Source organism: Candidatus Krumholzibacteriota bacterium (genome assembly GCA_016932415.1).
Lineage (GTDB): Bacteria > Krumholzibacteriota > Krumholzibacteriia > Krumholzibacteriales > Krumholzibacteriaceae > Krumholzibacterium.
Map to the genome: position 1 here is coordinate 56,477 of JAFGCX010000035.1, position 21,491 is coordinate 77,967.

Here is a 21,491-nt window from a genome sequence, read left to right on the forward strand (position 1 = left end):
CGATTATATTCTTTGCTTGATCCTAGCGCAAGTAGACTATTTTCCTCGTCTGCCGGAATTTCCCCGCTTTTATCCTGCAGAAATAGACTCCCGAAGTGACGGAACGTTTCGCGCCGTCTTTTCCGTCCCAGGCGGTGAAATGCCTGCCCGGTTCCCTGGTGACCTTTTCAAGTGTTCTCACCAGGCGTCCGGCAGGATCGAAGATCGATAGTTCAACGTCGCATCTCTCTGAAAGGGTATACGCTATCGTCGTGTTTCCATTGAAAGGATTCGGGTAGTTCTGTTCCAGAGCGGTCGCGTATACCGGAGTGCCAGGTTCTTCCTCATCTTCTCCGACCCCCGTTGGATCGAAGACGGAGAAGAAATCGTCGCTGGTGTCCTCTCCCTCGTTCAATCCGGAGTCGAAGGCGACCACCCTGATCAGGCACGAGTCGGCGACCATGGAAGGAGCGAACCAAACATAAAGCGAATCGTTATCCTCTCCCTGGGCGACAAGTTCAAAATCGTCTCCACCGTTCGAAGAGAACCAGATGCTGACTGAATCGACACCGATATTGTCCGTCGCTATCCAGGCGATATTTACCGGGTCTCCCGTCTCGAAATATTCTCCGCCGTTCGGCAGGGTCACTGTCACGACCGGATCGATATTATCGACGCCGGAGACGCACGCTCTGGCCTGGGGCGAATATCCCCCCGCGTATCCCGCGAGGTCCACGGCCGACACCCGGTAATAATGACATCCGTCAAGATGCGTTACGTCGAGAGTGGTCAGGCCTCCGGTGACAGTGCCGAGGAAGTTCGTCTCGAGCGGCCGGAACCGGTCGGTAAGTGAAGAGTATATGGCGTAATAGTCAAGCCCAGGAGATGACAGGGCGGACCATTCGATATGTATCGTCGAATCGTTGAGCGCCGAGGCGGTAAGCCCGGCGATATGATCAGGAGCTGCAAAGAGAGCCCCTTCTCCTCCATACGCCCCCATATCGGCCGTCGAGCCGTCGGGGTCGCCGCCAAGGGAAGGATCGCCGCCGTCTATCCCAGCCGAGTGAAGGGCAAGGTGATAGTCCAGGGCCGTAGTGTCTGCATAATGGGGATTTTCAAAGATATTCGTACTGTCCGAATCGATCATGAAGAGATCTTCAGGGAAATTTCCGAAGATGTCGTTGTACTGAAGAGTGATCTTCACCTGGCTTGTCGCCTGCAGCCCGTACTTGCGTCCGTAGGTGACGAGGTTGTTTGTTATCGACGTCGTTTCCATGTTGGCCAGAAAGAGATTGCCGCCGCCGAACGCCGCCGTGTTTCTGTCAACGGTATTGTTGATTATCTCGCCCCACGAGCTGTCGGCATAGACGCCGCCGCCGACGAAGGCGGCCTCATTGAGCGCTATTATCGAGTTTTTCAGCGAAAAGCTGGCGCATTTATGGAAAAGGCCCCCTGCCATACTTGTAGAATAATTATCAATGACGCTCATACGAGAGCCGGTGAATGAAGAACGTTCGATATATAAGCCTCCGCCGGTGTTTTTTGAGGAATTTCCGGAGATCGTGTCGCCGGAAGATGTGACTGGGCTGAAACGGGCGTAGACACCTCCGCCGTAGACATACCCGGAGTTCGACGTTATGCTGTTATTTTCAAGTTCCACAGAGGAGTGGAGGGCATAGATTCCGCCGCCGTTCTTCGTTCCGCCATAGTCAGCATTCGGAAAAGACCTCGAGATGACATTCCCCGAAATCACGGCGTTTGTCTGATAGAGGTAAATCCCACCGCCCGACTGCGCCGAGCAGCTGTCGATCGTATTGTCCTCGATCGTTACATCGCCGTTGTAACATGAGATCCCCCCTCCGCCGCTGAAACCCGAGGCGTTAGTGTAACCGCAATCGAAGATCGTGTTGTTTCTTATCACGGGAGATGAGTTGTAGCAGAATATCCCTCCGCCATAGAGGCCATTTGACGGGATGAGGGCGCTTTTTCCCGTTCCACCGGCGATAGTGAACCCGTCGATGCCGCAGGGGAGGGTCGTAGTGTTCATGAACGAGACTACGCTTCCCACCGACTGCAGCCTTGAGATATAGACCCGCGGGTCTCTCCCCGAGAATCCGGCGTTCCAACCCCCGAGAAGCCAGACAGGTTTCGAGACGGTGACCGGCCCGACGTAGACGTGTTCTCCAGCGACCATGATCGTGTCGTTGTCGTCGGCGAAATCGACAGCGTCCTGCACGTTATGCGCCGCCCAGGCAGGTATCGAATATGGTTCGCGGTTGTCGCCGTCAGGCGAGACATATTTGTACGGCGGCCCGACTATCGTAAAATCAGCGTCGCTCTCGTCAAATCCGCCGATCACTCCGTCAAGCCAGGCTACGATCTTGATCCTCGCGCTTTTTACCGGAGTCTCGGTGACGGACCAGATCAGGCTGTCGACAGTCCCTTCAAGACCATTCGCCAGCGACATCTCGTAAGTGTCGCCGCTGTTGAAACTGAGAAAAACATTAACCGAATCGGGCACTGCCCTTCCAAGAGTCCAGTTGATCTCGTAGAGCTCTTCCATGTCAAGCTCTTCGCCGCCGTTGGGATTATCGAGATGCACCAGGACGCTGCTCGGCTGATATTCTATCTGGTAAGGAAAAGAGCCGATGCTGCAGACGCCGTATTGTATATAGCAAAATCCATCGGTCCCCCAGTCCTCTCCCCAGCTGTTCTTCATTATCCACGCGCCCTCGCCGCCGCAGGCGTTATCGTCCCATCCGACAAGCAGGACGGCGTGGTTCGGCGTGTCAGCGTAATCGTGGTCGTAGCAGCCGGAGTAATAACTGCTGAAGTCATCATGGGCGAACATGCCGCACGCCACAGGACCGTAATCGTAGATAGCCTGCTTGATCTGCGAGGGCTGTGTGGAGATCGACCAGAACGAGTTGATCCACGCCAGTTTTTCGCAGCCGTCCATCACGCACGGGAGTCCGTCCGTCGCCTGGTAAGGCATGCAGTTCTCATGGACAGCCCCCCTGTCGCGCAGGAGCTCATGCGCGCCTGCCACCCATCCGCCACCGCAGTCTCCTCCCCATGTGTCGCAATCGACGACCGCCTGTTCGGAGAGATCGAGGATCCTCTGGTCGTATATCCTCGCGTGCGCCTCGAGCTGGCCGATCGCGGCGAAAGCCCAGCATGAGCCGCAACTTCCCTGGTTTTTCGCGATCGTAACGCCGCTGTGTCCGCGCCAGTCGTAGTAAGCTGGCAGGGCGGCTGATTCGGCAAGGACCCGAAGGGGCATCTGTTCCCATTCTTCTGCCGTCGGGGGTATCATGCCGCTGAGACGCTGCCTTTCGGCGTAGGGAAGCGAACCGGCGGTGGTCAATCCCGCCGTCCAGTGGCCTCCCTTTTCGGCGATCTCACGGTTGATCCTGTCGACTCTTTCCCGCGGCGATTCCTCTTCCGCGGAAAAGGCTGCCGCCGAGAAGGCGAAGACAGCGAGGAAGATAAGTGATATCAAGTAACTTTTTCGATGACGCTGAAACATAAAGGCTCTCTCCTTGAGTATCCGTGCCTGGCTTCCGACCGGTTATCTACCGAGCAAAAGTCAAGCCATCCAGGATTCCTCCTTACCGGGCGGGTATTATGATTAACAATAGGGAACAATGAGCGTCGGTACAAGCGATTTTTACCTCTCCAGGCCGGTCACGAGGCAATGCCGCCGGGACCGATAACGTCCATTATATGGACAATAACTTCTTTCTTGGAAAGTAGAGTATGATATAGTATATTTTTTCCGACACAACTTATTTGGAGGTTAAAATAATGTTCGAAAAAGTAAAAGCGGTACTCGAGGAGATCAGGCCAAACCTTCAGGCTGACGGAGGCGATATCAAGCTTGTATCGGTCGAGGATGGAGTGGTAATGGTAAGGCTCAAAGGGGCCTGCGCCGGCTGCCCGATGTCGCAGATGACATTGACGTTCGGAGTGGAGAAGGTCCTCAAGGAGAGGATCCCCGAGGTGGTCAAGGTAGTTCCGGTACCTTTCGAATAACGGTTTATACGAAGCCACAGAGAAGCAGAAGGAGGAGGACAGCGGTCCTCCTCCTTTTTTGTCATGTTTTTTGCAAAGAAATCAGGCGAGATGGAATGAAAAGGTTTTATACGCAGAAGGAGTGCATCTTGCGATTTTTCCGCGCTATGGCAGGTAGTAATGCAATCTGGACCGGAAGAAGGAAAAAGTCCCTTCTTCGAAGGATCGGAATAGCCGGATTTACCCTACTCGAACTTTTCATCGTGGTGGAGATCATCGGTTTTCTCGCCACGATCGTCGTCTCGAACTACTATCGCTCCAAAAAAGCCGCCCAGGTCGCCGTCACCGTGCAGAATATCAAGAATGTCCAGGTGGCGCTGACATCGTACTTCGCGATGGAAGGGGAATTCCCCGCTACTTTGAACTCGATCTGGCTCCAGTTCTATGGCGGAAGAGTCGTTGCAAACCTCGAATATATCGGCGGCGCCACAGCGGGGGACCAGGGTGGATGGGAGTTTTTCGCGAGCCACAGCGATGATATCAGGTTCAACGGACCGACATTCCAGGAGTACGCGATCAGAAGCACCGAAGAACTTCTTCCATATGCCCTTTACGTCTACGGCGACGCAGCCACCTCGGCCAAGATCATCCATTAGTGGCTTAAATCTTCTGTAATTAATATCACGGATATTTTATCATCGTTCATCGCGTGGGGGATGCCTCTATCCCGGCGCCATTCAAGCGGCAGGCAACGTATGGAGGAGAAATATGGATTATAAAAAAGCGGGATTCATCTTTGACGCCCACTGCGATACGGCGACCAGGCTCAAGGGGGACGATACCATCGATCTCGGGAAACGCCTCTCCGAAGGGCATATCGATCTTCCCAGGATGAAAGAGGCCGGATATGGAGCCCAGGTCTTCGCCTGCTGGGTCGATCCCGATCTTCCCCCCGAAAGATGGAACAGCAGCACTCTCGAAATGGCGGAGAGGTTGCGGGGACAGGTCGAAAAGAACTCAGGCGCGGCGGAGATCGTCAGAAAAGGAACCGATATAAGGGAGATCGCCGGAAAAGGAAAAATAGCGTCGATCATAGGTGTCGAAGGGGGGCACGCGATCGGTTCCGATATCGAAGCGCTCCACAGGCTCTACGATAACAGCGTCAGGTGCATGACGCTGACCTGGAACAACAACAACGAGATCGCTGACTCCTGCGAGGGCGAGGAAAGATGGAGGGGGCTGAGCCGGTTCGGCAGGGAGGTTGTGGCCGGGATGAACGCGATCGGGATGGTCATAGATACCTCGCACAGTTCAGACAGGACTTTTTTCGATACGCTGGAGCGTTCCTCGAACCCGATACTCGTCTCGCATTCCTGCATGCGTTCGATCTGCGACGTCCCGAGAAATATCACTGACGAGATGCTGAAAGCTCTCGCGCAGAACGGAGGAGTCGTCGGGATAAATTACTTTCCCGCCTTTCTCGAAGAGGTATGCAGCGAGAGAATAATGTCTGTCTGGAACAGGTACAAGGCGGAGAGAAAGACTCTGGCGGCGAAGTATGGCGGCGACGTGGCGCGTGTGGACAGGGAAATACTGGGCCGGTATATGCTCGAGATCGACAAGATCCCGATGCCCGGTATCGACGCCGTCGGCGATCATATAGAACACGCCGTGTCGGTAGCGGGGATCGATCATGTAGGGCTCGGCTCCGATTTTGACGGAACGCCTGTCATGCCGGTCGGGCTCGGCGATATATCAGGGGTTCCCCTGATAGCGGAGGAGCTTGAAAAACGGGGATTTACCGCTGAGGAGACGGACCGCGTCATGGGAGCGAACCTGGTAAGGCTTTTCGAAACGGTCTGCCGGTGAGCCTGCTTCGAGGGGCCGGGGCAGGTCATATCGATCATTCGATATCTTCTCCGCTGATCGTCCTGTCGAAGTCGCTATCGCCTGAAGGCCAGAATCCGCGGGCCGCTTTGAGGATGCCGAGCGGGGAGATCTCCCGCGAATTGAAAAAGAATCCCCTGAAAGCTCGAAAATAGAGCGTCGTGTAATCGTTATCTATCCCCGCCATACTTGCCGCGGCTTCCACGGCGTCCCACAGCCCTCCGAGTTTGTCGACCAGGCCAGCTTCAAGCGCCTGCGAACCGAGGTAGAGCCTTCCCCCGGCGAGAGGATAGACCTCTTCCTTTTCGATCTTTCTACCCTCCGATACTTTCGTTATGAAGATCTCGTATATATTGCTGATACGCTTTTCGACCATGACGGATTCTTCTTCGGTGGCGTGCCTGGCGCTTGAAAAAGCGTCGGAATATTCCCCCGATTTGAAGGTCTCGTTATTGATCCCCGCTTTCTCATACAGTCCCTGAAGTACAGGTTTTGCCGAAACGACTCCTATCGAGCCTGTGATCGTAAAGGGGTCGGCGTATATGGCGTCTCCATACATCGATATCCAGTATCCACCGGACCCGGCGATATTTGACATCGATATCAGCACCGGGATCTTCCTTTTTTCCTGTATATCACGGATCTCTTCCAGTATCGCGTCGCTTGCCAGGGCCGATCCGCCGCCGCTGTCGACGCGAAAGACGATAGCTCTTACGCCCGGCCAGTTGGACGCTTTTCTAAGAGAATGGACGATCGACGATGATCCCATCTTTCTTGAACCCCTGATCGGGTCGAGGCTGTTTTTACCCGGTTCGATGCTTCCGTAAGCTCCGACTATTGCTACGGCGGGAGGGGGCGCCCACCGGTCATCCCAGTAGATTCTGCCCGATACATCCGTAGTGGGGGTCGATTCCGGGTCTTTCCTTCCGGCGAGCTTGCCGAGTTCTTCCACAGCTTCAGCCTTCCATCCGACCCGGTCGATAAGGCCCTCATCGACCGCTTCTTCCGGCGAGAATATCTGCCCCTGTGCGAGGCGGCCCATCTTTTCACCGCTTATTCCCCGTCCTTCCGCGATCGCCGCGGTCAGAAGGCGGTACGATTCGTTGACAAGCCCCTGGATCTCCGCCGCCTGCGCCACGGTGGAAGTATCGGTATACTGCGTGTGGAAAGAGGACTTGTATTCTCCGGCCGTCGAATGGTCCCATTCGATGCCGAACTTGTTGAAAAGATTCTTCAGCCTCTTGACTTCGAGGGAAACGCCGATGTTGCCGACCGTGCCGAGCTGAGGCGAGACGATCCTGTCGGCAGCGGAGGCGAGGTAGAGCTCTGAAGCTCCTCCGCCGGATGTCAGATAGGCGACGACAGGTTTTCCCGCCGACCTGACCTGAGATATCGCCTGGCGGATCTCGTAGAGATTGCCGCTCACGGGGCCGATGAATCCGCCGCCGAGGTTGCCGACACTAAGAAGCAGCCCATTGATATCCTCGTCATCGCGGATGTTCCGGAGCTCTCTCAGGAGGGTGTGCAGGTTGTTGTTTTTCGACCCGACAAGCTGAAACCTTCCTCCTTCATCGAGATATTCGCCGCTCACTTCCACCCTGGCGAAAAGGTCTTTCCTCACCAGGGTATCTTTCCTGTACGCTTTGCTTCTTTCGATAGAGATCGAATTGACGCTGTAGTCTCTGTCTCCGTCAGGGAGCATGCGGGTGGCGGTCCTGACCCTGCCGTAATCGAAGGCAAAGGCCAGCCCGGCGGAAAACTCCTCGTAAGGGTCGTCGCCAGGCCTGGAAAGATCCCTCGCGTACGTCCCATATATTTCGATACCGGGGATTATCGCGAGACTTCCTCCCATAAGATAACCCGGCTTGAGGCCGTCGTTCAGATCGGCCTGAAAGCTCATCGTAAGCCTTTCATCAAACGGTCTAAGCGACAGTGCCAGGGTAAAACGGTCCTCGATAGGCTCTCCGCCGAAGCCGGGGCGATTCATGTCATTCCATACTCCCCCGAGCGAGAAGCGCCGGGATGGCCGTATCATGAATCCGAGGCCGGCGGAGAAGGGAGAGCCGTCGAGATCGATATCGCTTTTATTCCACGCCATCGAACTGCCTATGGTAAACCTTTCGCCGACAGGAATGGCAAGGCCGAGAGAAAGGGAACTCGATTTGAAGAGGCCGTTATCGAGCCTTGAATATCCCATGCCGATGTGGGGAAAGGCCAGTCCCGCCGTCACTTCTCTCATCCTGTCATAGCTGTAGGCGCCCCTTAGAAGCATCGAACTGTAAGGGCGCATCGCCAGCCCGGCGGGATTGACGAAAAGGGCCGACACATCGTCAGTCTCAGAAACGAATCGATACGTGTAGATATCGCTCCTGAGCGGATATGTCCAGGGCTGTCCGGTCTCTTCGGAACGAAGCGCTGCAGAGTGGACAATGATAGAAGCGATCACGATCAGCATGGGCAGAATCTTTGTATTCTTCAATTTTCGACCTCTCGATCAATAGATTGCGAATTTCGGACGAGCCGGATCACCGGTATTTAATACCATATATACGTGTAAACGACAAGGGCCATGTCATTGACATGGCCCTTGTCTGTCTGATCCTGCCGCATCGGAAAAACCACCGGCCGGATGTCACTTCCGAGCGGTTTTCTTTTCCATCGAGTCGGCGTATTTTTTGACAGCGTTCCATTGACCGGCGCCGTGAAGGCCGGCCTCTTCCAGCACCTTGTGAGCCTGGCCGCTTCCGAGGTAATGGCCGGCGCGGAAAGCGTGGAGGCTAGATTCGCGTCCCTCGCTCGAAGTGATCCACCTGTACATAGTCGGCAGCGTCAGACCGGTTATGGCGATCGCTTCAGCCGCCAGCTTGTCGGGATAGATCTTTTTCTGTTCAGCGTCGGGAAGCATCGTGAAGAGCTCCGCGCTGGCGACATAGAAGATATTCATGTTAAGGCCGGCTTCATCGATCCTGGGAAGGACCTCTTCGATGAATGTGTTCGTAATGCCGCTGCCCTGGAGGATGACAGTGCCGTGATAAGGGCTCTTCGATCCATCGGCGCGCCGGAGGGCGTAAAGGCCCTTGACGGCCGCTGTCGCGGGAGGAAGCCCAAGCGCCTTACGGTCGAAGATCTTTTCGTTCGGCCTGGTTACGAATGGAGCGATTATCGCCGGGCGTTTTTTCAGCGCCTCTATCACTAGCGGGTAGAGCTCCTGAGGATCCCATGGAGTCAGCGTTATCATTATCCCTTTGGGGAAGTTTTCCTGCAGAAGCTGAAGAGCCTGCGGGTCGGCATGGGTCGGGCCGTCCTCACCGGTCTTCAGGCCGGCGTGAGCGCATACGAGGAAGAAGGGATTGAAAGGCTGCTTGATATAATCATGTTTCCCCTGCTGCCCGATGCCGTGGAGCCGCGCCGTTATGTGCGTAAGAGCGGCGATGAAGGCGCCGTAGGACGAACCGGCGCCGATATTATGGCCGAATGATGAAAGCCCGGCCATGATCCCTCCCATGCAGTCTTCGCAAATCCCGCCTGTCAGGAGGATCCTCGATCCGGGATTGGATACGGCGTTGAAGAATCCTTCGCCGAATCCATCGCCGGCCTTCAGGATCGAAGTCGAGCCGAGAAGATCGGCCGAGGCGGCAATGATGGCGCCACCGGATTTCCTGTTCAGCCAGTTGAGGGTCTCGCCAAGGGCAGCCCTGAGAGTCTGGCTCGTTCCCGGCTTGTATGTCAACTCGGCGGGGATCTCGGTCGAGACGATATCGTCGCCGTAGACCTTGCTGACGTCGCAGGCTCCTTCGCGAAGCTTCCTGCCCGCGCCGGTCAACCTGTCGTGGGCGTCAGAGAGGCTCTTGCCGAAGAAACCGGCGATCTCGCCGTTCTCTTCAAGGACCTTCCTTATTACCATCAGGGTGTCGTAGAAGTTCTTTTCTATATTCTCGGGTGTCTTTTCCCCTTTGAAGGCGGGGAATTTCACTCCGAAACGCTCTTCGAGAGGCTTCAGCGTCCTGAAATATTCGTCGGAGCAGAAATCATGTCCCGCGCCGTGCGATTTTCTTCCCTCGATGCCGTACTGCCATCCCTTGATAGTGCGGTAGATGATCGCCGTAGGCTGATCGTTCTGGCGCTTCATAGCCAGTTCCTGAGCCGCGAGGACCTGGGCGATATCCTTGCCGTTTTCGACAAAAATGACGTTCCAGTCGTGGAGGTAGCAGAATTCAGCTGGAGACCACTGCACGTAGTCGCCTGGAGTCTCTCCGTCGCGGCAGACTTTGTCGGAGTCGATCGACGACTGGTTCCAGTCGACGTGGAGCATGATATTCCACATCTGGGCCGACGCGGCAGTCGCCATCGCTTCTGCGACCCTTCCCGGGGTCATTCCGCCCTCTCCTTCAAGGACATGGACGAAGGGAGCCTCTTTTCCGTAGGCATCCATCGCTCCGAACCCGAGGCCGAAGGAGGTGGTCACTCCGACGCCCGAGGCGCCGGTCGACAGCTTGACGAACGGAGTGATCGGAGAGGGGTGTCCGTCGAGAGGTTTCGCCTTGAATTTTTTGAAGAGGGGAGTCTCCTGCGTCGGGTTTCTCCGGAAGCCGAGAAGGTCCTCGAGTCTCAGCTGCCTCTCTTCGCCCGGGAGCATTTTGGGAATGGAGACTCTGGCGCATTCGTTACGCAGCGCCCACATCGCGTAAAGCCCCATCGCCTTGTGCCCGGCAGCGTACGAGAGGATATCTGCCCCGAGACATTCAGGGTCGCTGATGCAATAATCCATCGTGTTGAAAAGAAGGCTTTCAACGATCCTTCCAGAGGAGATCGACCCTCCCGGGTGGCCCGATTTGGGAACAAAGTTATAGAGGATCCCACAGAGCGTTCTGTAGATGAGATCATAGTCATCAAACATCCTTATCGTCTCTTGCGTCCCCCGGCTGGATCTGCTTTCAGGCCCTATTTCCGCGTAATAAGCGCGCCTTGGACCAAAATCGAATTTCTTACTGGACCCTTGTTTTGACAAGATCGACCCTCCCGTTTAATACTGGTTGACCGGCCGCCGATCGCGGCAGTCGATGGAATCCCGGCTGTATTCTATCAGAAGCCGGATGCTAAATATATAGGATTTGCCCTTCCGGTGTCAACCGGCCAGAGTACGGTTTATCTTGCGCCATCGAGCAAAAACATGGTATCTAGAGCTGAGCCGGAGGAAAAGTGGATCAGGGCATAGACAGGAAGTGGATCTGAATTGTCCTGGTTTTGTATTTCATGGGGGCAGTTTTCCCATGAGCACCGGTGATAAAAGCGTGAAAGGACAACGCCGAGTGAGTGGTGAGGGCCTCAGAGTAAAAGAGCTTTTCTTCGATCATTTCTCCATAGGCGGGAAATTAGAGGAGTGCGATCTTCTGCGGCTCGTGATAACGCATTTTTCAAAACTGCCGTATGAGAACATCACGAAGATAATAACAAAGTTCACACGGGACGATCCGGATGAGAGGCTCAGGGGGCCCGAGGACGTCATCAGGGGATATATAGACAGCAATACGGGAGGTACTTGTTTCTCACTAACATGGTGCCTCGGTTCGATACTTTCAGCTTCCGGATACCGATGCTACCCGGTGATGGCTGACATGAAAAGAACGAATATTCACTGCGCCCTGGTGGTACACGCTGCCGGGAAAAGGTATATCGTCGATCCAGGATATCTTCTCGGCGAGCCCGTCGAGCTCGGTCAATCCGTCGTCGTGAAGAAGACATCTTTCGGCACGCTGGAGTTGAGGCCGAGGGGATCTGAAAGTTACGATCTTTTCACAGTGACGGGGACTGAAAAGAAGTGGCGTTACCGGGTCAGGACGACACCGGTGGCCCAGGCGCAGTTTTTGAAGTACTGGAAAGAATCGTTCGCCCTGCCGATGATGGATTCGCTTCAGTTGACAAGGCTTACGGAAAACGGCCATCTATATATAAAGAACCATCATCTCAGGCTCCGGAGGGATGATTCGAGGATAAACGAGAATATAAGGACAAGTCTTGAATCGAGGATCGAGCGGGAATTCGGGATACCCGCCGGCGTGACGGCGCAGGCTCGAGAGCATATCGAGAGGATGAGGAAAGAATGGTCCACCCGAAAGCAGGAAAACCGGAAGATGGGGCGCCTGTAAAGTATTTCGCCGCTGTGCTGCTGGGCAGCGGCACTGGAGCAGATCAGCTGGGCAGGATCCTCGACGCGCTTGAGGGAGATTTCGGTCCGGTCGATTACCGCGGAAAGGCATTTCCTTTCGATATGACAGATTATTACGAGGAGGAAATGGGCCCTGATATATCGAGAATCATCGTCTCGTTCGCCCCTCTTGCCGGGGCGACCGACCTTGTCAGATTGAAACATTCTTCAAGGGTCCTGGAAGAGAGCTTCTCGACAGGTGGGAAGAGGACTGTAAATATCGATCCGGGATATATCGATTATTACAAGGCGGTACTTGCATCTTTCAAGGATGGGCCGCAGAAGATATACCTCGGCGAGGGAGTCTATGCCGATCCGGTCCTTATGTTCCAGGATGGAAAATGGATCACCCTGCCATGGACCTTCCCTGATTTCAGGAAAGGGCTGTACATGGATGACATGTCGGCAATAAGGGAGATATACAGGAAGGCCCGGAAAGCTGCCGGCAGGAGCTGATAGCGCTTCCCGGCAGGCCTGTCGGGACCCTACGCCTTGACAGTCGAAGGCATATCCGATTTGATGCCGAGGACTTCGAGCGATATCGCCACTTCTTCCTTCAGCCTGGCGCTGTCGATCCCCTTGTCCGCCAGCGAGATACCGAAGAATTTCCTGAATTCCGCGTCATCGAAAGAAAAGTCGGCATTCCCGCTCGATCCAAGGGAGAAATGGTGAGCAAGCTGGTTGGAGAAGTATATGAGGGCCGTCAGAGCGTCGGGAGAGACGGGGGAGATCATCTCGACCCTGGCCGAGTGATGGTTTTTCACCGCTCGCCTGGATTCTCTCGGAAGGTTCCATTTCCTGAATAGCCAGTTTCCTATCTCGGCATGGTCAGTTCCGAAGATCGCGGTCTCCGCTTCCTGGAGAGGAATATTCTTTGACCTGGACATATCGAGAGCCTGGAGATACCGTTCCGAATGGTGTTCGAGAAGCAGCAGTTTTCCTATATCGTGGATCAGACCGATCGTGTAGCAGATATCCGATTCGATCTTGATGGTATCGATGGAGAGTTTTTTCGAGATCGTCGCCGTTCCTATCGAGTGCGCCCAGAAACCTGAATCTGAAAATCCATGCCCCGCTCCAAGATTCCTGAACTTTCCACAGATCGACGACCCGAGGCATATCTGGCGTATCGTGGAAAATCCGAGCATCGTGACGGCGTTGTTGATATTCTGGACTTTTCCGCGCAGTCCGAAGAAAGATGAATTGACCAGCTTGAGAACTCTCGCCGTAAGTGACTGGTCGCTCGTGATAATCTCGGCGAGTTGTTTCGCGCCTACCTTGGGATCGTTTATCGAAGCGAATATTTTCTGGACGACAACGGGAAGAGTCGGGAGCGTCTTTACATTCTTGAACAGTTCATCGATTTGCGTTTTCATCTACCTTCATCCTCCTGATGCCGATTTTTAAGGCGCTTGACTCCGATCCAGTCCGGTCTGGCAGCTATTACACCTTTAAAGTCCGAATTTCCAGAATAACGCGTATTTTCCAGGCCTGGTGGGTGTCATTGCTTCTTCGCGGCTCTAAAAAGGCCCTTGGTCTTTCCCATATTTGTTTATTGTTTCGGATGTATCGTCATCTTACTTTAGGGAATTTCTTGAGAATATGCTCCCATCAGGTATATTATAACACCTGCCCCCCGCAGTTCTTACCAGCTCGCCGATCGGCCCGGGCTGAGGTTCCTGCAGAGGGAGCAATACGGACGACTGGCAGACTTGAGTGCTTTGAAAGGTATCATGGTCTTCTCTCTTGGTATAGATACGGGATCGGTCAGCGCGAAGTGGGTCCTGACCGGCCAGCGCGAAGAGATCGAAAAGCTGGTAAATAAGAACGGCGATCTATTTGCCGGTGTGGACAGGTTCGGACCAGACCTGGAGAAATCAATAGCAGTCTCACGATATACGAGGATCCAGGGAGACCCTCTCGAGACGGTTACAGCTTCTCTGAGCGGACTGTTCAATGTCATCAGTCCGGCAAGGATAGGATCTGCCGCGGTTACGGGAGCTTCGGCCGCTCTGATATCGGAAGCGCTGGGTATACCGGTTGAAAATGAATTCCGGGCTGCCGCGGAAGCTGTCTCGTTCCTGTATCCCGGCGTGGTCAATATATTCGAGATGGGCGGGGAGAACTCCAAGTATATAAGGATCACCGGCGAAAACGCCACGGCAGGCATAACCGAATACGAGACTAACGGGGATTGCGCAGCCGGGACAGGGTCGTTCATCGATCAGCAGGCGCTTCGCCTGCGCTACGCCGTTGAGGATGTGGGAGATCTCGTCGCTTCCACGAAGCGTTCTCCGAAGATCGCCGGGAGGTGCAGCGTATTCGCCAAATCGGACATGGTCCACGCACAGCAGAAAGGATACCGGCCGGAAGAAATCCTCAGGGGACTATGCGAGGCGGTCGCGAGGAATTTTAAAAGCAACATAACAAGAGGAAAAAAGATAGAGGGCCGGACAGCGTTTATCGGGGGAGTCGCCCTGAACGGCGGAGTCGCCGAAGCCGTACGAAACGTCTTCGGGCTCGACCGGGAAGAATTCATCGTTCCAGGCCAGTGCGCCTATACTGGAGCGATCGGAGCAGCGATTCTTGCTTCGAGGGTAAAAGGGGAAAAGTTCGACGGCGCGGCGCTGGCTGAAAAGATACGAGGGAATAGCAGGCCGGCACGGTCGTCCTTCCCTTCGTGGAAGAGGCTCTCGAGGGAGAATGTCAGTTTTCTCAGAGACAGGATCGACAGTTTCTCGATCGATGAGGCCGATATCCCCGTCGACGCCTGGCTAGGTCTCGATATCGGTTCTGTCAGCACGAACCTTGCGCTTATCGCTAGGGATGGATCTGTGATAGATGAGGTCTATCTGCGAACAAACGCCAGGCCTATCGAGGTGGTCGGAGAAGGACTGAGAATCCTGTCTGAAAGGACAGGCGAAAAGATCAGGATCCGGGGAGCGGGCGCGACCGGGTCGGGACGCGAACTGATAGGCGAACTGGTCGGAGCGGACACCATCAATGACGAGATCACCGCCCACAAGACAGGAGCTTCCTTTATCGGGGAAAAACTGCTCGGCAGGAAAGTCGATACGATCTTCGAGATAGGAGGGCAGGATTCTAAATATATCTCGATCGATGACGGCATAGTCGTCGATTTCGCGATGAACGAAGCCTGCGCCGCCGGTACCGGATCGTTCCTTGAGGAACAGGCCGCCAAACTTGATATCGATATAATCGACGAGTTTTCCTGCGAAGCTTTCGCTTCGCAAGCTCCCCTGCGCCTTGGAGAAAGGTGCACCGTCTACATGGAACGGGACCTCTCTTCGTACCAGAAGGCCGGCGCCGGTAAAAGGGATCTGATCGCCGGGCTCGCCTGTTCGGTCGTCCAGAACTATCTCAACAGAGTGGTGCGTGGAAGAAAGATCGGCGATGTCGTATTCTTCCAGGGAGGAACGGCGTACAATGACGCCGTCGCCGCAGCTTTCAGCCAGATACTCGATCGCGAGATCATCGTCCCTCCCTACAACGGCGTCATGGGAGCGATCGGCGTAGCCCTGCTGGCGAAGGAAAAGACCATGGCTCTGGGAACGGCCAGTTCGTTCCGGGGGATGGATATCTCGAAAGTCGAATACAATATACGAGAGTTCTCCTGCAACGGATGCACGAACTTCTGCGATATCCAGGAGTTCACCGTGGAAGGGAGGAAGACGTACTGGGGCGACAAATGCGGAGAAAAGTTCCATAAGAGGGTAAAGGGCGAGTCGGTTCCCGTGATCGGCGATCTGATGAAAGAATATATCAGTCTTCTTGAAAGGGATACGATAGAACTTGTCGAGGAGAAGATTGGGAAAAAGATCGACACGAACCCTCCAGGCAGTAAGGGAAAAATTACAGCTGGGATACCGTCGGCGATGTTCTACTACGATACATTCCCCTTCTGGAGCACCTTTCTCAGGGCGACCGGCCTGGAAGTGGTGACTACTCCGGAGACGAACAGGGAGACAGTCAACAGGGGGATAGAAGGATCTGTCGCCGAACCGTGCGCGCCTGTCCAGGTAGCCCATGGACATGTCGCCATGCTCCTCGAGGAGGAAATCGATCTCATCTTCATTCCGAATATCATAGATACCGAGACAGATAACGACGCGGCGGGGTCGTATGTCTGCCCGTGGGGCCAGACGCTGCCTTTCGTCATAAGGAGCATGCCGGCCCTCGAAGGCAGGCAGGATATGCTCGCCTCGCCGATAGTGCACTTCAGGGAAGGGGAGAAGTTCGTCGAAAAGGAACTCTGGCGCTTCGCCCGGCAGTTCGGGGGGAGCAGAAAGCGCAACAGGCTGGCGGTTAGAGCGGCGTATACCGCACAGAAGCTTTTCGTCGACGCTATCAAGGAAGCGGGAAGAAAAGCACTCCGGCAACTGGAGGAAAAGAACGAACCGGGAATAATACTTGCCGGCAGGCCGTACAACCTGATGGACAGGGAGATAAATATCGACGTGCCGGGCAAGCTCAGAGATTATTATGGCGTCAACGTGATCCCTCTCTTTTTCCTGCCACTCGATGGCATCGATATATCGGAGGAAGGGAGCAATATGTTCTGGAATTACGGAAGAAAGATCCTTCAAGCGGCTAAATTCGCCTCGGAAAAAGAAAATCTTCATCTGATATATATGACCAATTTCAAATGCGGACCCGATTCATACATCAAACATTTCTGCGGCAGGGCTTCTTCGCGCCCCTGGCTTGCCCTGCAGTTCGACGCTCATGGAAATGACGCCGGCATGATGACCAGATGCGAGGCGTATCTTGACAGCAAGGGAGTGCTCAGGTGGTGGAAGAAAGAAGCTGGTCCCTCGAAGGCAGGACGCTCTTCATACCCCGAATGTCTTCGGGAGGATCCGAAGCTTTCGCGGCAGCGTTTCGGCACTTCGGGATAGAGGCCCATGTCGTTCCCGAGGGAGACGAAAGGACATACGAACTTGCCGGCAGGTTCACTTCGGGGGACGAGTGCCTCCCCGAGAGGGTCACAGTCGGCAATTTTGTCAAGGTGATCGAGCAGCCAGGTTTCGATCCGGCGCGGACAGCCTTTCTCATGCCCACGGCGGGCGGCCCATGCAGGTTCGGCCAGTACGCCCCCTTTCTTCGACAGATACTCGATGACATGGGGTACCCCGAGCTGATGGTCTTCTCGCCGTCGAGCAGCAACGGGTACGGGGGGATCGGAAGATTCGCCGCTCCCCTGATGCAGCTCGCCTGGCTTGCCCTGGCCGGAAGCGATGCCCTTCGCAAGATGCTTCACATCCATCGTCCCCGCGAGACGAGTAGCGGAGCCGCCGACAAGGCGCACGAAGAGGCGCTGGGGGTCTTCTGCGGCGAGCTGGAACATTGCACATTCAGGCAGAACGCCGTCCCGGCGAGCCTGACAGGTTCGATGGAGGCGGCGAGGGATATATTCCGCGCGGTGCCTGTCGACCGCGACCGCGAGATGATGCTTGTCGGAGTCGTCGGAGAGATATTCTGCCGCCTGAACACTTTCAGTAACGAAGACCTGATAAGAAAACTGGAAAAGTTCGGAGCGACGGCGTGGCTTTCAGATATTACCGAGTGGATATGGTATACAGACGAGGAACAGGTAAAGAACCTCAGGATCAGGGGCAGGGGGTTGACTTCTTCGATGGCGGGTGTGCAGATCAAGAAACTGGTCCAGAGAAGACTCGAACACAAGCTGCTCGGACCTCTTCAGGGACCGCTCGACGCGATGAAGGAACCGCGCAGGATAAGGGAGATACTCGATCTTGCCGAGCCTTACCTGCCGTGGCACGGAGCCCTGGGCGAGATGGTGCTCAGCGCCGGGAAAAGCATATACATGTATCAGAACGGCGCCGATGGAATAATAGATATCAGCCCCTTTACCTGCATGAACGGGATAGTCTCCGAATCGATATATCCGCGCCTGAGCAGGGATCATGACAATATACCGATCCGGTCGTTCTATTTCGACGGAAGCCGCGCCAACCTCGATAATGATCTGGGAATATTTATGGAACTTGTATCGAATTACAATCGTAGGAAGAAGAGAAAAAGCCGCGGGATCAACGTGGCCTGAACCCCGACATCTGATCGGATGAGACGCCGGAAACGGCGCCTGAAAGGAGATAATGATGAAGGTCCGGGGAATTATTTCAATGCTTCTGATGGCCGTCATGACGGTCCTCTGGCCGTCAGCGGGCGTTATGGCCGACGGCGGCGGAGAGATCGATCTCGACGTCACCGTAGAGAATCTTGATAACGGATTGAAGGTGATCCTGCTCGAGGATCATTCAGTCCCGGTAATAAGCTATCAGACATTTTTCCGGGTCGGGAGCAGAAACGAGGTTCCGGGGATAACCGGCATATCTCACTTCATGGAACACATGATGTTCAACGGAGCGAAGAAATACGGCCCCAAGGAGTTCGACGCGATCCTTGAATCGAACGGAGGGTATTCGAACGCCTTCACGTCCAACGATATGACAGCGTACTACGAGGATATCTCGAGCGACGGGCTCGAACTCGTCATAGATCTCGACACCGACAGGATGAAAGATCTCGCTCTCGATCCGAAATACCTTGTCTCGGAGATGGGAGTCGTCATGGAGGAACGAAGGCTCTCGATCGATAACTCGATCGACGGGCAGATGTGGGAGGACCTCAACGCGCTGGCGTTCAAGGCTCACCCCTACTGCTGGCCGGTCCTCGGGTGGATGTCAGATCTTGAGAAGATCGATCGCGGCGACTGTGTCGGGTATTTCAAAAAGTATTACGCGCCGAACAACGCTGTCCTCATAGTAGCTGGCGATTTCAAGACAAAAGAGGCTCTCAGGCTGATCCACAGGTACTACGATGATATTCCGCGGCAGGTCCCTCCCCTTCCGGTAAGGACCGTGGAACCGGAACAGAAGGGTGAGAGAAGGGCGAAGTTTCACAAGGCGGCCGAACTTCCGGAAGCGCTGATCGGCTACCACGGCCCCGGCGTCGGGTCGGATGATATTTACGCCCTCGACGTACTGCAGGCTGTGCTTTCGTCGGGGTACAGTTCGAGGCTCTATAGGAAGCTTGTCCGCGAGATGGACGCGGCGCTCAGGGTATACGCCTATTTCGGGTGGGCGATCGATCCCGATCTCTTCGTCTTCGGAGTGAAGATGAGGCCAGGGCGTTCGACTTCAGAGGGTGAAGAGGCGATATACAAGGTCCTCGAAGCGATAAAAAATGAAGGCGTCTCCGACATGGAACTCGAAAAGGCGAAAAATTCCCTCGAGGCCGATTTCGTCCGGAGCCTTCAGACGGTAAACGGGAAGGCGAGGAAGATAGGCAGATACGAGGTCCTGTTCGGAGATTACGGCGAGATAATGAAGGTGCCGGGCAAATACAGGGCTGTCACGAGCGGCGATCTTCAGAGAGTCGTGGAAAAATATTTCAATGAAAAGAACAGGACTGTAATAACGCTGATCCCGGAAAGCAGCGAGGGATAAAATAGCCTTATGGAGGATGACAGTATGAAAAGGATCATATTTACCGCGATAGCGACCGTGCTGATATCGTTGCCGCTTCTCGCCGGAAGCCCGAAGGACGTGAAGCTTCCCCCGATGGAAAGCGCCGTTATGGACAACGGCCTGAAGATCTTCGTCGTAAGGACCGACGAGATCCCGATGGTGACGATGAGGATGATGATACCTGCCGGATCGGCGCGCGATCCAAAGGGACTCGAGGGAGTAGCCGGCCTGACGGCGACGATGCTGATGAAAGGGGCAGCCGGGATGGGAGCGGAGGAGATCGCCGAGGCTATAGAAAGCGTGGGAGGTTCTCTCAATACAGGGTCGAACAGGGATGGCACATTCATCATCGGCGATTTCATGTCGAGGGACTTCGCCCTCGCCCTGGAATTCATGTCAAAAGTCGTGATCTCTCCCGATTTTCTCGAGACCGAGCTCGAGAGGGAAAAGGGGATAGTCAAGGCGGGGCTTCTTGGCGAAAAGGAGAACCCGTCAGCGTTGACCTCGAAGTTTTTCGTAAAGAGCCTTCTAGGGGACCATCCGTACGCCGATCCGGTAGCCGGCTACGCTGAAAGCGTCGAAAAGATCACCAGGAAGGATATCGCCGGTTTTCACAAGGCCAATTTCGTTCCGGACGGGAGTATTCTCGCGATCGTGGGAGATGTCGACGCGAAAAAAGCGTTGAAGATGGTTGAAAAGCAGTTCGGCAAATGGAGCGGCAAGCGTTCCGGCCAGGCGGCGGTGGAGCCGCTGAGCCAGGAGGAGGGCCAGGCGAGGCGGGTCGTAGTCATAGATAAGCCGGACGCGACGCAGAGCCAGATAAGGATCGGCAATATCGGCACGTCGATGAACACCCCGGAATTCTTTCCCCTCGAGGTGTCGAACAATATCCTCGGTGGCGGATTCACGTCGAGACTGATGAACGAGATCAGGGTGAACAGGGGTCTTTCATACGGAGCGAGAAGCCGTATGGTCAAATACCTCAGCGGCGGATATTTCATGATCTCGACATTCACCAAAAACGGATCGCTCAGGGAGACGATTGACGTCGCCCTCGCCGAAGCGGGGAAGATGAGAAGCGAGATGATCGACGACGAGGAACTGGAAGGATCGAAAAGGTATATTTCGGGGCTTTTCCCCTTCGAACTGGAGACCAATTCCGATCTCTGCAAGTGGATCGTCGATATAGAGTTTTTCGGTCTTGGCAAAGATTTCGTCGAGAAGTACAGGAGCGGGATAAGCGCCGTCTCCGCCGGGGACGTACAGAGAGTGGTCCGCGAATATTTCAGGACCGATGGCAACCTTGTAGTCGTGCTTACAGATTATGAATCGACGAAAGACCAGCTCGAGGGGCTCGGAGAGATCGAAGTGGTACGTATAGACGATGTCAGGTAGCCACAACCGCTTCGAGTTCGAAGGCGGGCGCGTCGAGGATATGTTTTTTTACGGCGCACATATCGACCGACTTGAGCATCGGTTTTATGTATTTTTCGGGAAAGTCTGCGGGGATCTCGATATTTATTATCACTTTTCCGATCATTTTTTTTTCAGGGTCGATTTCCGTCTTTACGACAACGCTGATCTCATCGGTCGCGATTCCGCGTTTTTCGCAGAAATAATCGACATATACAGCGCTGCACGCCGAGATCGAGGCGAGGAAAAGATCGAACGGGGCGGGATCTTTGCCGTCTCCTCCGCTCATGACCGGCTGGCTTGTCTTTATCTCATATCCCTTGAAGAAAGTGCTGTTGCTGAAATTTCCCGTCAATTTCGTGATGATTTCCATGATATTCTCCCCGGAGATGAAAAATGCCTGAGGGGGGAGTCGAACCCCCACGGAGTTACCCCCACTGCGCCCTGAACGCAGCGCGTCTACCAGTTCCACCACTCAG

Annotated in this window: 14 protein-coding genes and 1 tRNA gene; 9 read left to right on the top strand and 6 right to left on the bottom strand. The window is 54.8% G+C overall.

The window, feature by feature from the left end; translation table 11 throughout:
* Nucleotides 1-22: 22 nt before the first annotated feature.
* Entirely contained in the window at nucleotides 23-3,508 is a 3,486-nt protein-coding gene (locus JW814_12010; GenBank protein ID MBN2072171.1) for a right-handed parallel beta-helix repeat-containing protein, read from the bottom strand.
* 278 nt (nucleotides 3,509-3,786) lie between these two features.
* On the opposite strand from JW814_12010, the gene JW814_12015 reads away from it, so the two are divergent.
* The 3 genes from JW814_12015 to JW814_12025 all read left to right on the top strand — a co-directional run bounded on the left by JW814_12015 (nucleotide 3,787) and on the right by JW814_12025 (nucleotide 5,862).
* Complete coding sequence (locus JW814_12015) at nucleotides 3,787-4,014, top strand: NifU family protein (GenBank protein ID MBN2072172.1); 228 nt, start codon at nucleotides 3,787-3,789, stop codon at nucleotides 4,012-4,014.
* A 128-nt stretch (nucleotides 4,015-4,142) separates the two neighbouring features.
* The gene (locus JW814_12020) at nucleotides 4,143-4,649 is read left to right on the top strand and encodes a hypothetical protein (protein ID MBN2072173.1); all 507 of its coding nucleotides are present in this window, start codon (nucleotides 4,143-4,145) and stop codon (nucleotides 4,647-4,649) included.
* A 112-nt stretch (nucleotides 4,650-4,761) separates the two neighbouring features.
* On the top strand, nucleotides 4,762-5,862 hold the full coding sequence (locus JW814_12025) for a dipeptidase (protein MBN2072174.1): 1,101 nt from the start codon (nucleotides 4,762-4,764) through the stop codon (nucleotides 5,860-5,862).
* Between the two features lie 34 nt (nucleotides 5,863-5,896).
* Here JW814_12025 and sppA read toward each other — a convergent pair whose 3' ends face one another.
* Nucleotides 5,897-8,359, bottom strand: coding sequence for a signal peptide peptidase SppA (gene sppA / locus JW814_12030; protein MBN2072175.1), 2,463 nt, complete (start codon nucleotides 8,357-8,359; stop codon nucleotides 5,897-5,899).
* A gap of 153 nt (nucleotides 8,360-8,512) precedes the next feature.
* On the bottom strand, nucleotides 8,513-10,888 hold the full coding sequence (locus JW814_12035; GenBank protein ID MBN2072176.1) for a hypothetical protein: 2,376 nt from the start codon (nucleotides 10,886-10,888) through the stop codon (nucleotides 8,513-8,515).
* Nucleotides 10,889-11,189: 301 nt separating this feature from the next.
* On the opposite strand from JW814_12035, the gene JW814_12040 reads away from it, so the two are divergent.
* Nucleotides 11,190-12,026: an arylamine N-acetyltransferase gene (locus JW814_12040; GenBank protein MBN2072177.1), complete on the top strand. Its 837-nt coding sequence runs from the start codon at nucleotides 11,190-11,192 to the stop codon at nucleotides 12,024-12,026.
* Nucleotides 11,981-12,541 (top strand): DUF4416 family protein, encoded by a 561-nt coding sequence (locus JW814_12045; protein ID MBN2072178.1) that lies wholly within the window; start codon nucleotides 11,981-11,983, stop codon nucleotides 12,539-12,541. Before JW814_12040 ends, JW814_12045 begins: the two co-directional genes overlap by 46 nt.
* A 29-nt stretch (nucleotides 12,542-12,570) precedes the next feature.
* Here the strand turns inward: JW814_12045 and JW814_12050 are convergent, their stop codons facing one another.
* Entirely contained in the window at nucleotides 12,571-13,461 is an 891-nt protein-coding gene (locus JW814_12050; protein ID MBN2072179.1) for an HDOD domain-containing protein, read from the bottom strand.
* A gap of 345 nt (nucleotides 13,462-13,806) precedes the next feature.
* Between JW814_12050 and JW814_12055 the strand changes: the two genes are divergently transcribed.
* The 4 genes from JW814_12055 to JW814_12070 all read left to right on the top strand — a co-directional run bounded on the left by JW814_12055 (nucleotide 13,807) and on the right by JW814_12070 (nucleotide 20,994).
* Nucleotides 13,807-17,004 carry a hypothetical protein gene (locus tag JW814_12055; GenBank protein MBN2072180.1) on the top strand — a complete coding sequence of 1,066 codons (3,198 nt, stop codon included), beginning with the start codon at nucleotides 13,807-13,809 and terminating at the stop codon, nucleotides 17,002-17,004.
* Nucleotides 16,896-18,173 (top strand): hypothetical protein, encoded by a 1,278-nt coding sequence (locus JW814_12060; GenBank protein ID MBN2072181.1) that lies wholly within the window; start codon nucleotides 16,896-16,898, stop codon nucleotides 18,171-18,173. Before JW814_12055 ends, JW814_12060 begins: the two co-directional genes overlap by 109 nt.
* A gap of 127 nt (nucleotides 18,174-18,300) precedes the next feature.
* On the top strand, nucleotides 18,301-19,578 hold the full coding sequence (locus tag JW814_12065; GenBank protein MBN2072182.1) for an insulinase family protein: 1,278 nt from the start codon (nucleotides 18,301-18,303) through the stop codon (nucleotides 19,576-19,578).
* 24 nt (nucleotides 19,579-19,602) lie between these two features.
* Nucleotides 19,603-20,994 (top strand): insulinase family protein, encoded by a 1,392-nt coding sequence (locus JW814_12070; protein MBN2072183.1) that lies wholly within the window; start codon nucleotides 19,603-19,605, stop codon nucleotides 20,992-20,994.
* On the opposite strand, the gene JW814_12075 is transcribed toward JW814_12070, so the two are convergent.
* Together JW814_12075 and JW814_12080 are read right to left on the bottom strand one after the other, a co-directional pair.
* Complete coding sequence (locus tag JW814_12075) at nucleotides 20,987-21,385, bottom strand: OsmC family protein (GenBank protein ID MBN2072184.1); 399 nt, start codon at nucleotides 21,383-21,385, stop codon at nucleotides 20,987-20,989. The genes JW814_12070 and JW814_12075 overlap by 8 nt on opposite strands.
* A gap of 24 nt (nucleotides 21,386-21,409) precedes the next feature.
* Nucleotides 21,410-21,491, bottom strand: a tRNA-Leu gene (locus JW814_12080).

What these genes read in the sequence shown, in the direction of transcription:
- JW814_12010 (MBN2072171.1), bottom strand. Translation starts at nt 3,508, where the DNA reads ATGTTTCAGCGTCATCGAAAAAGTTACTTGATATCACTTATCTTCCTC.
- JW814_12015 (MBN2072172.1), top strand. Translation starts at nt 3,787, where the DNA reads ATGTTCGAAAAAGTAAAAGCGGTACTCGAGGAGATCAGGCCAAACCTT.
- JW814_12025 (MBN2072174.1), top strand. Translation starts at nt 4,762, where the DNA reads ATGGATTATAAAAAAGCGGGATTCATCTTTGACGCCCACTGCGATACG.
- JW814_12045 (MBN2072178.1), top strand. Translation starts at nt 11,981, where the DNA reads ATGGTCCACCCGAAAGCAGGAAAACCGGAAGATGGGGCGCCTGTAAAG.
- JW814_12050 (MBN2072179.1), bottom strand. Translation starts at nt 13,461, where the DNA reads ATGAAAACGCAAATCGATGAACTGTTCAAGAATGTAAAGACGCTCCCG.
- JW814_12065 (MBN2072182.1), top strand. Translation starts at nt 18,301, where the DNA reads ATGGCCGACGGCGGCGGAGAGATCGATCTCGACGTCACCGTAGAGAAT.
- JW814_12070 (MBN2072183.1), top strand. Translation starts at nt 19,603, where the DNA reads ATGAAAAGGATCATATTTACCGCGATAGCGACCGTGCTGATATCGTTG.
- JW814_12075 (MBN2072184.1), bottom strand. Translation starts at nt 21,385, where the DNA reads ATGGAAATCATCACGAAATTGACGGGAAATTTCAGCAACAGCACTTTC.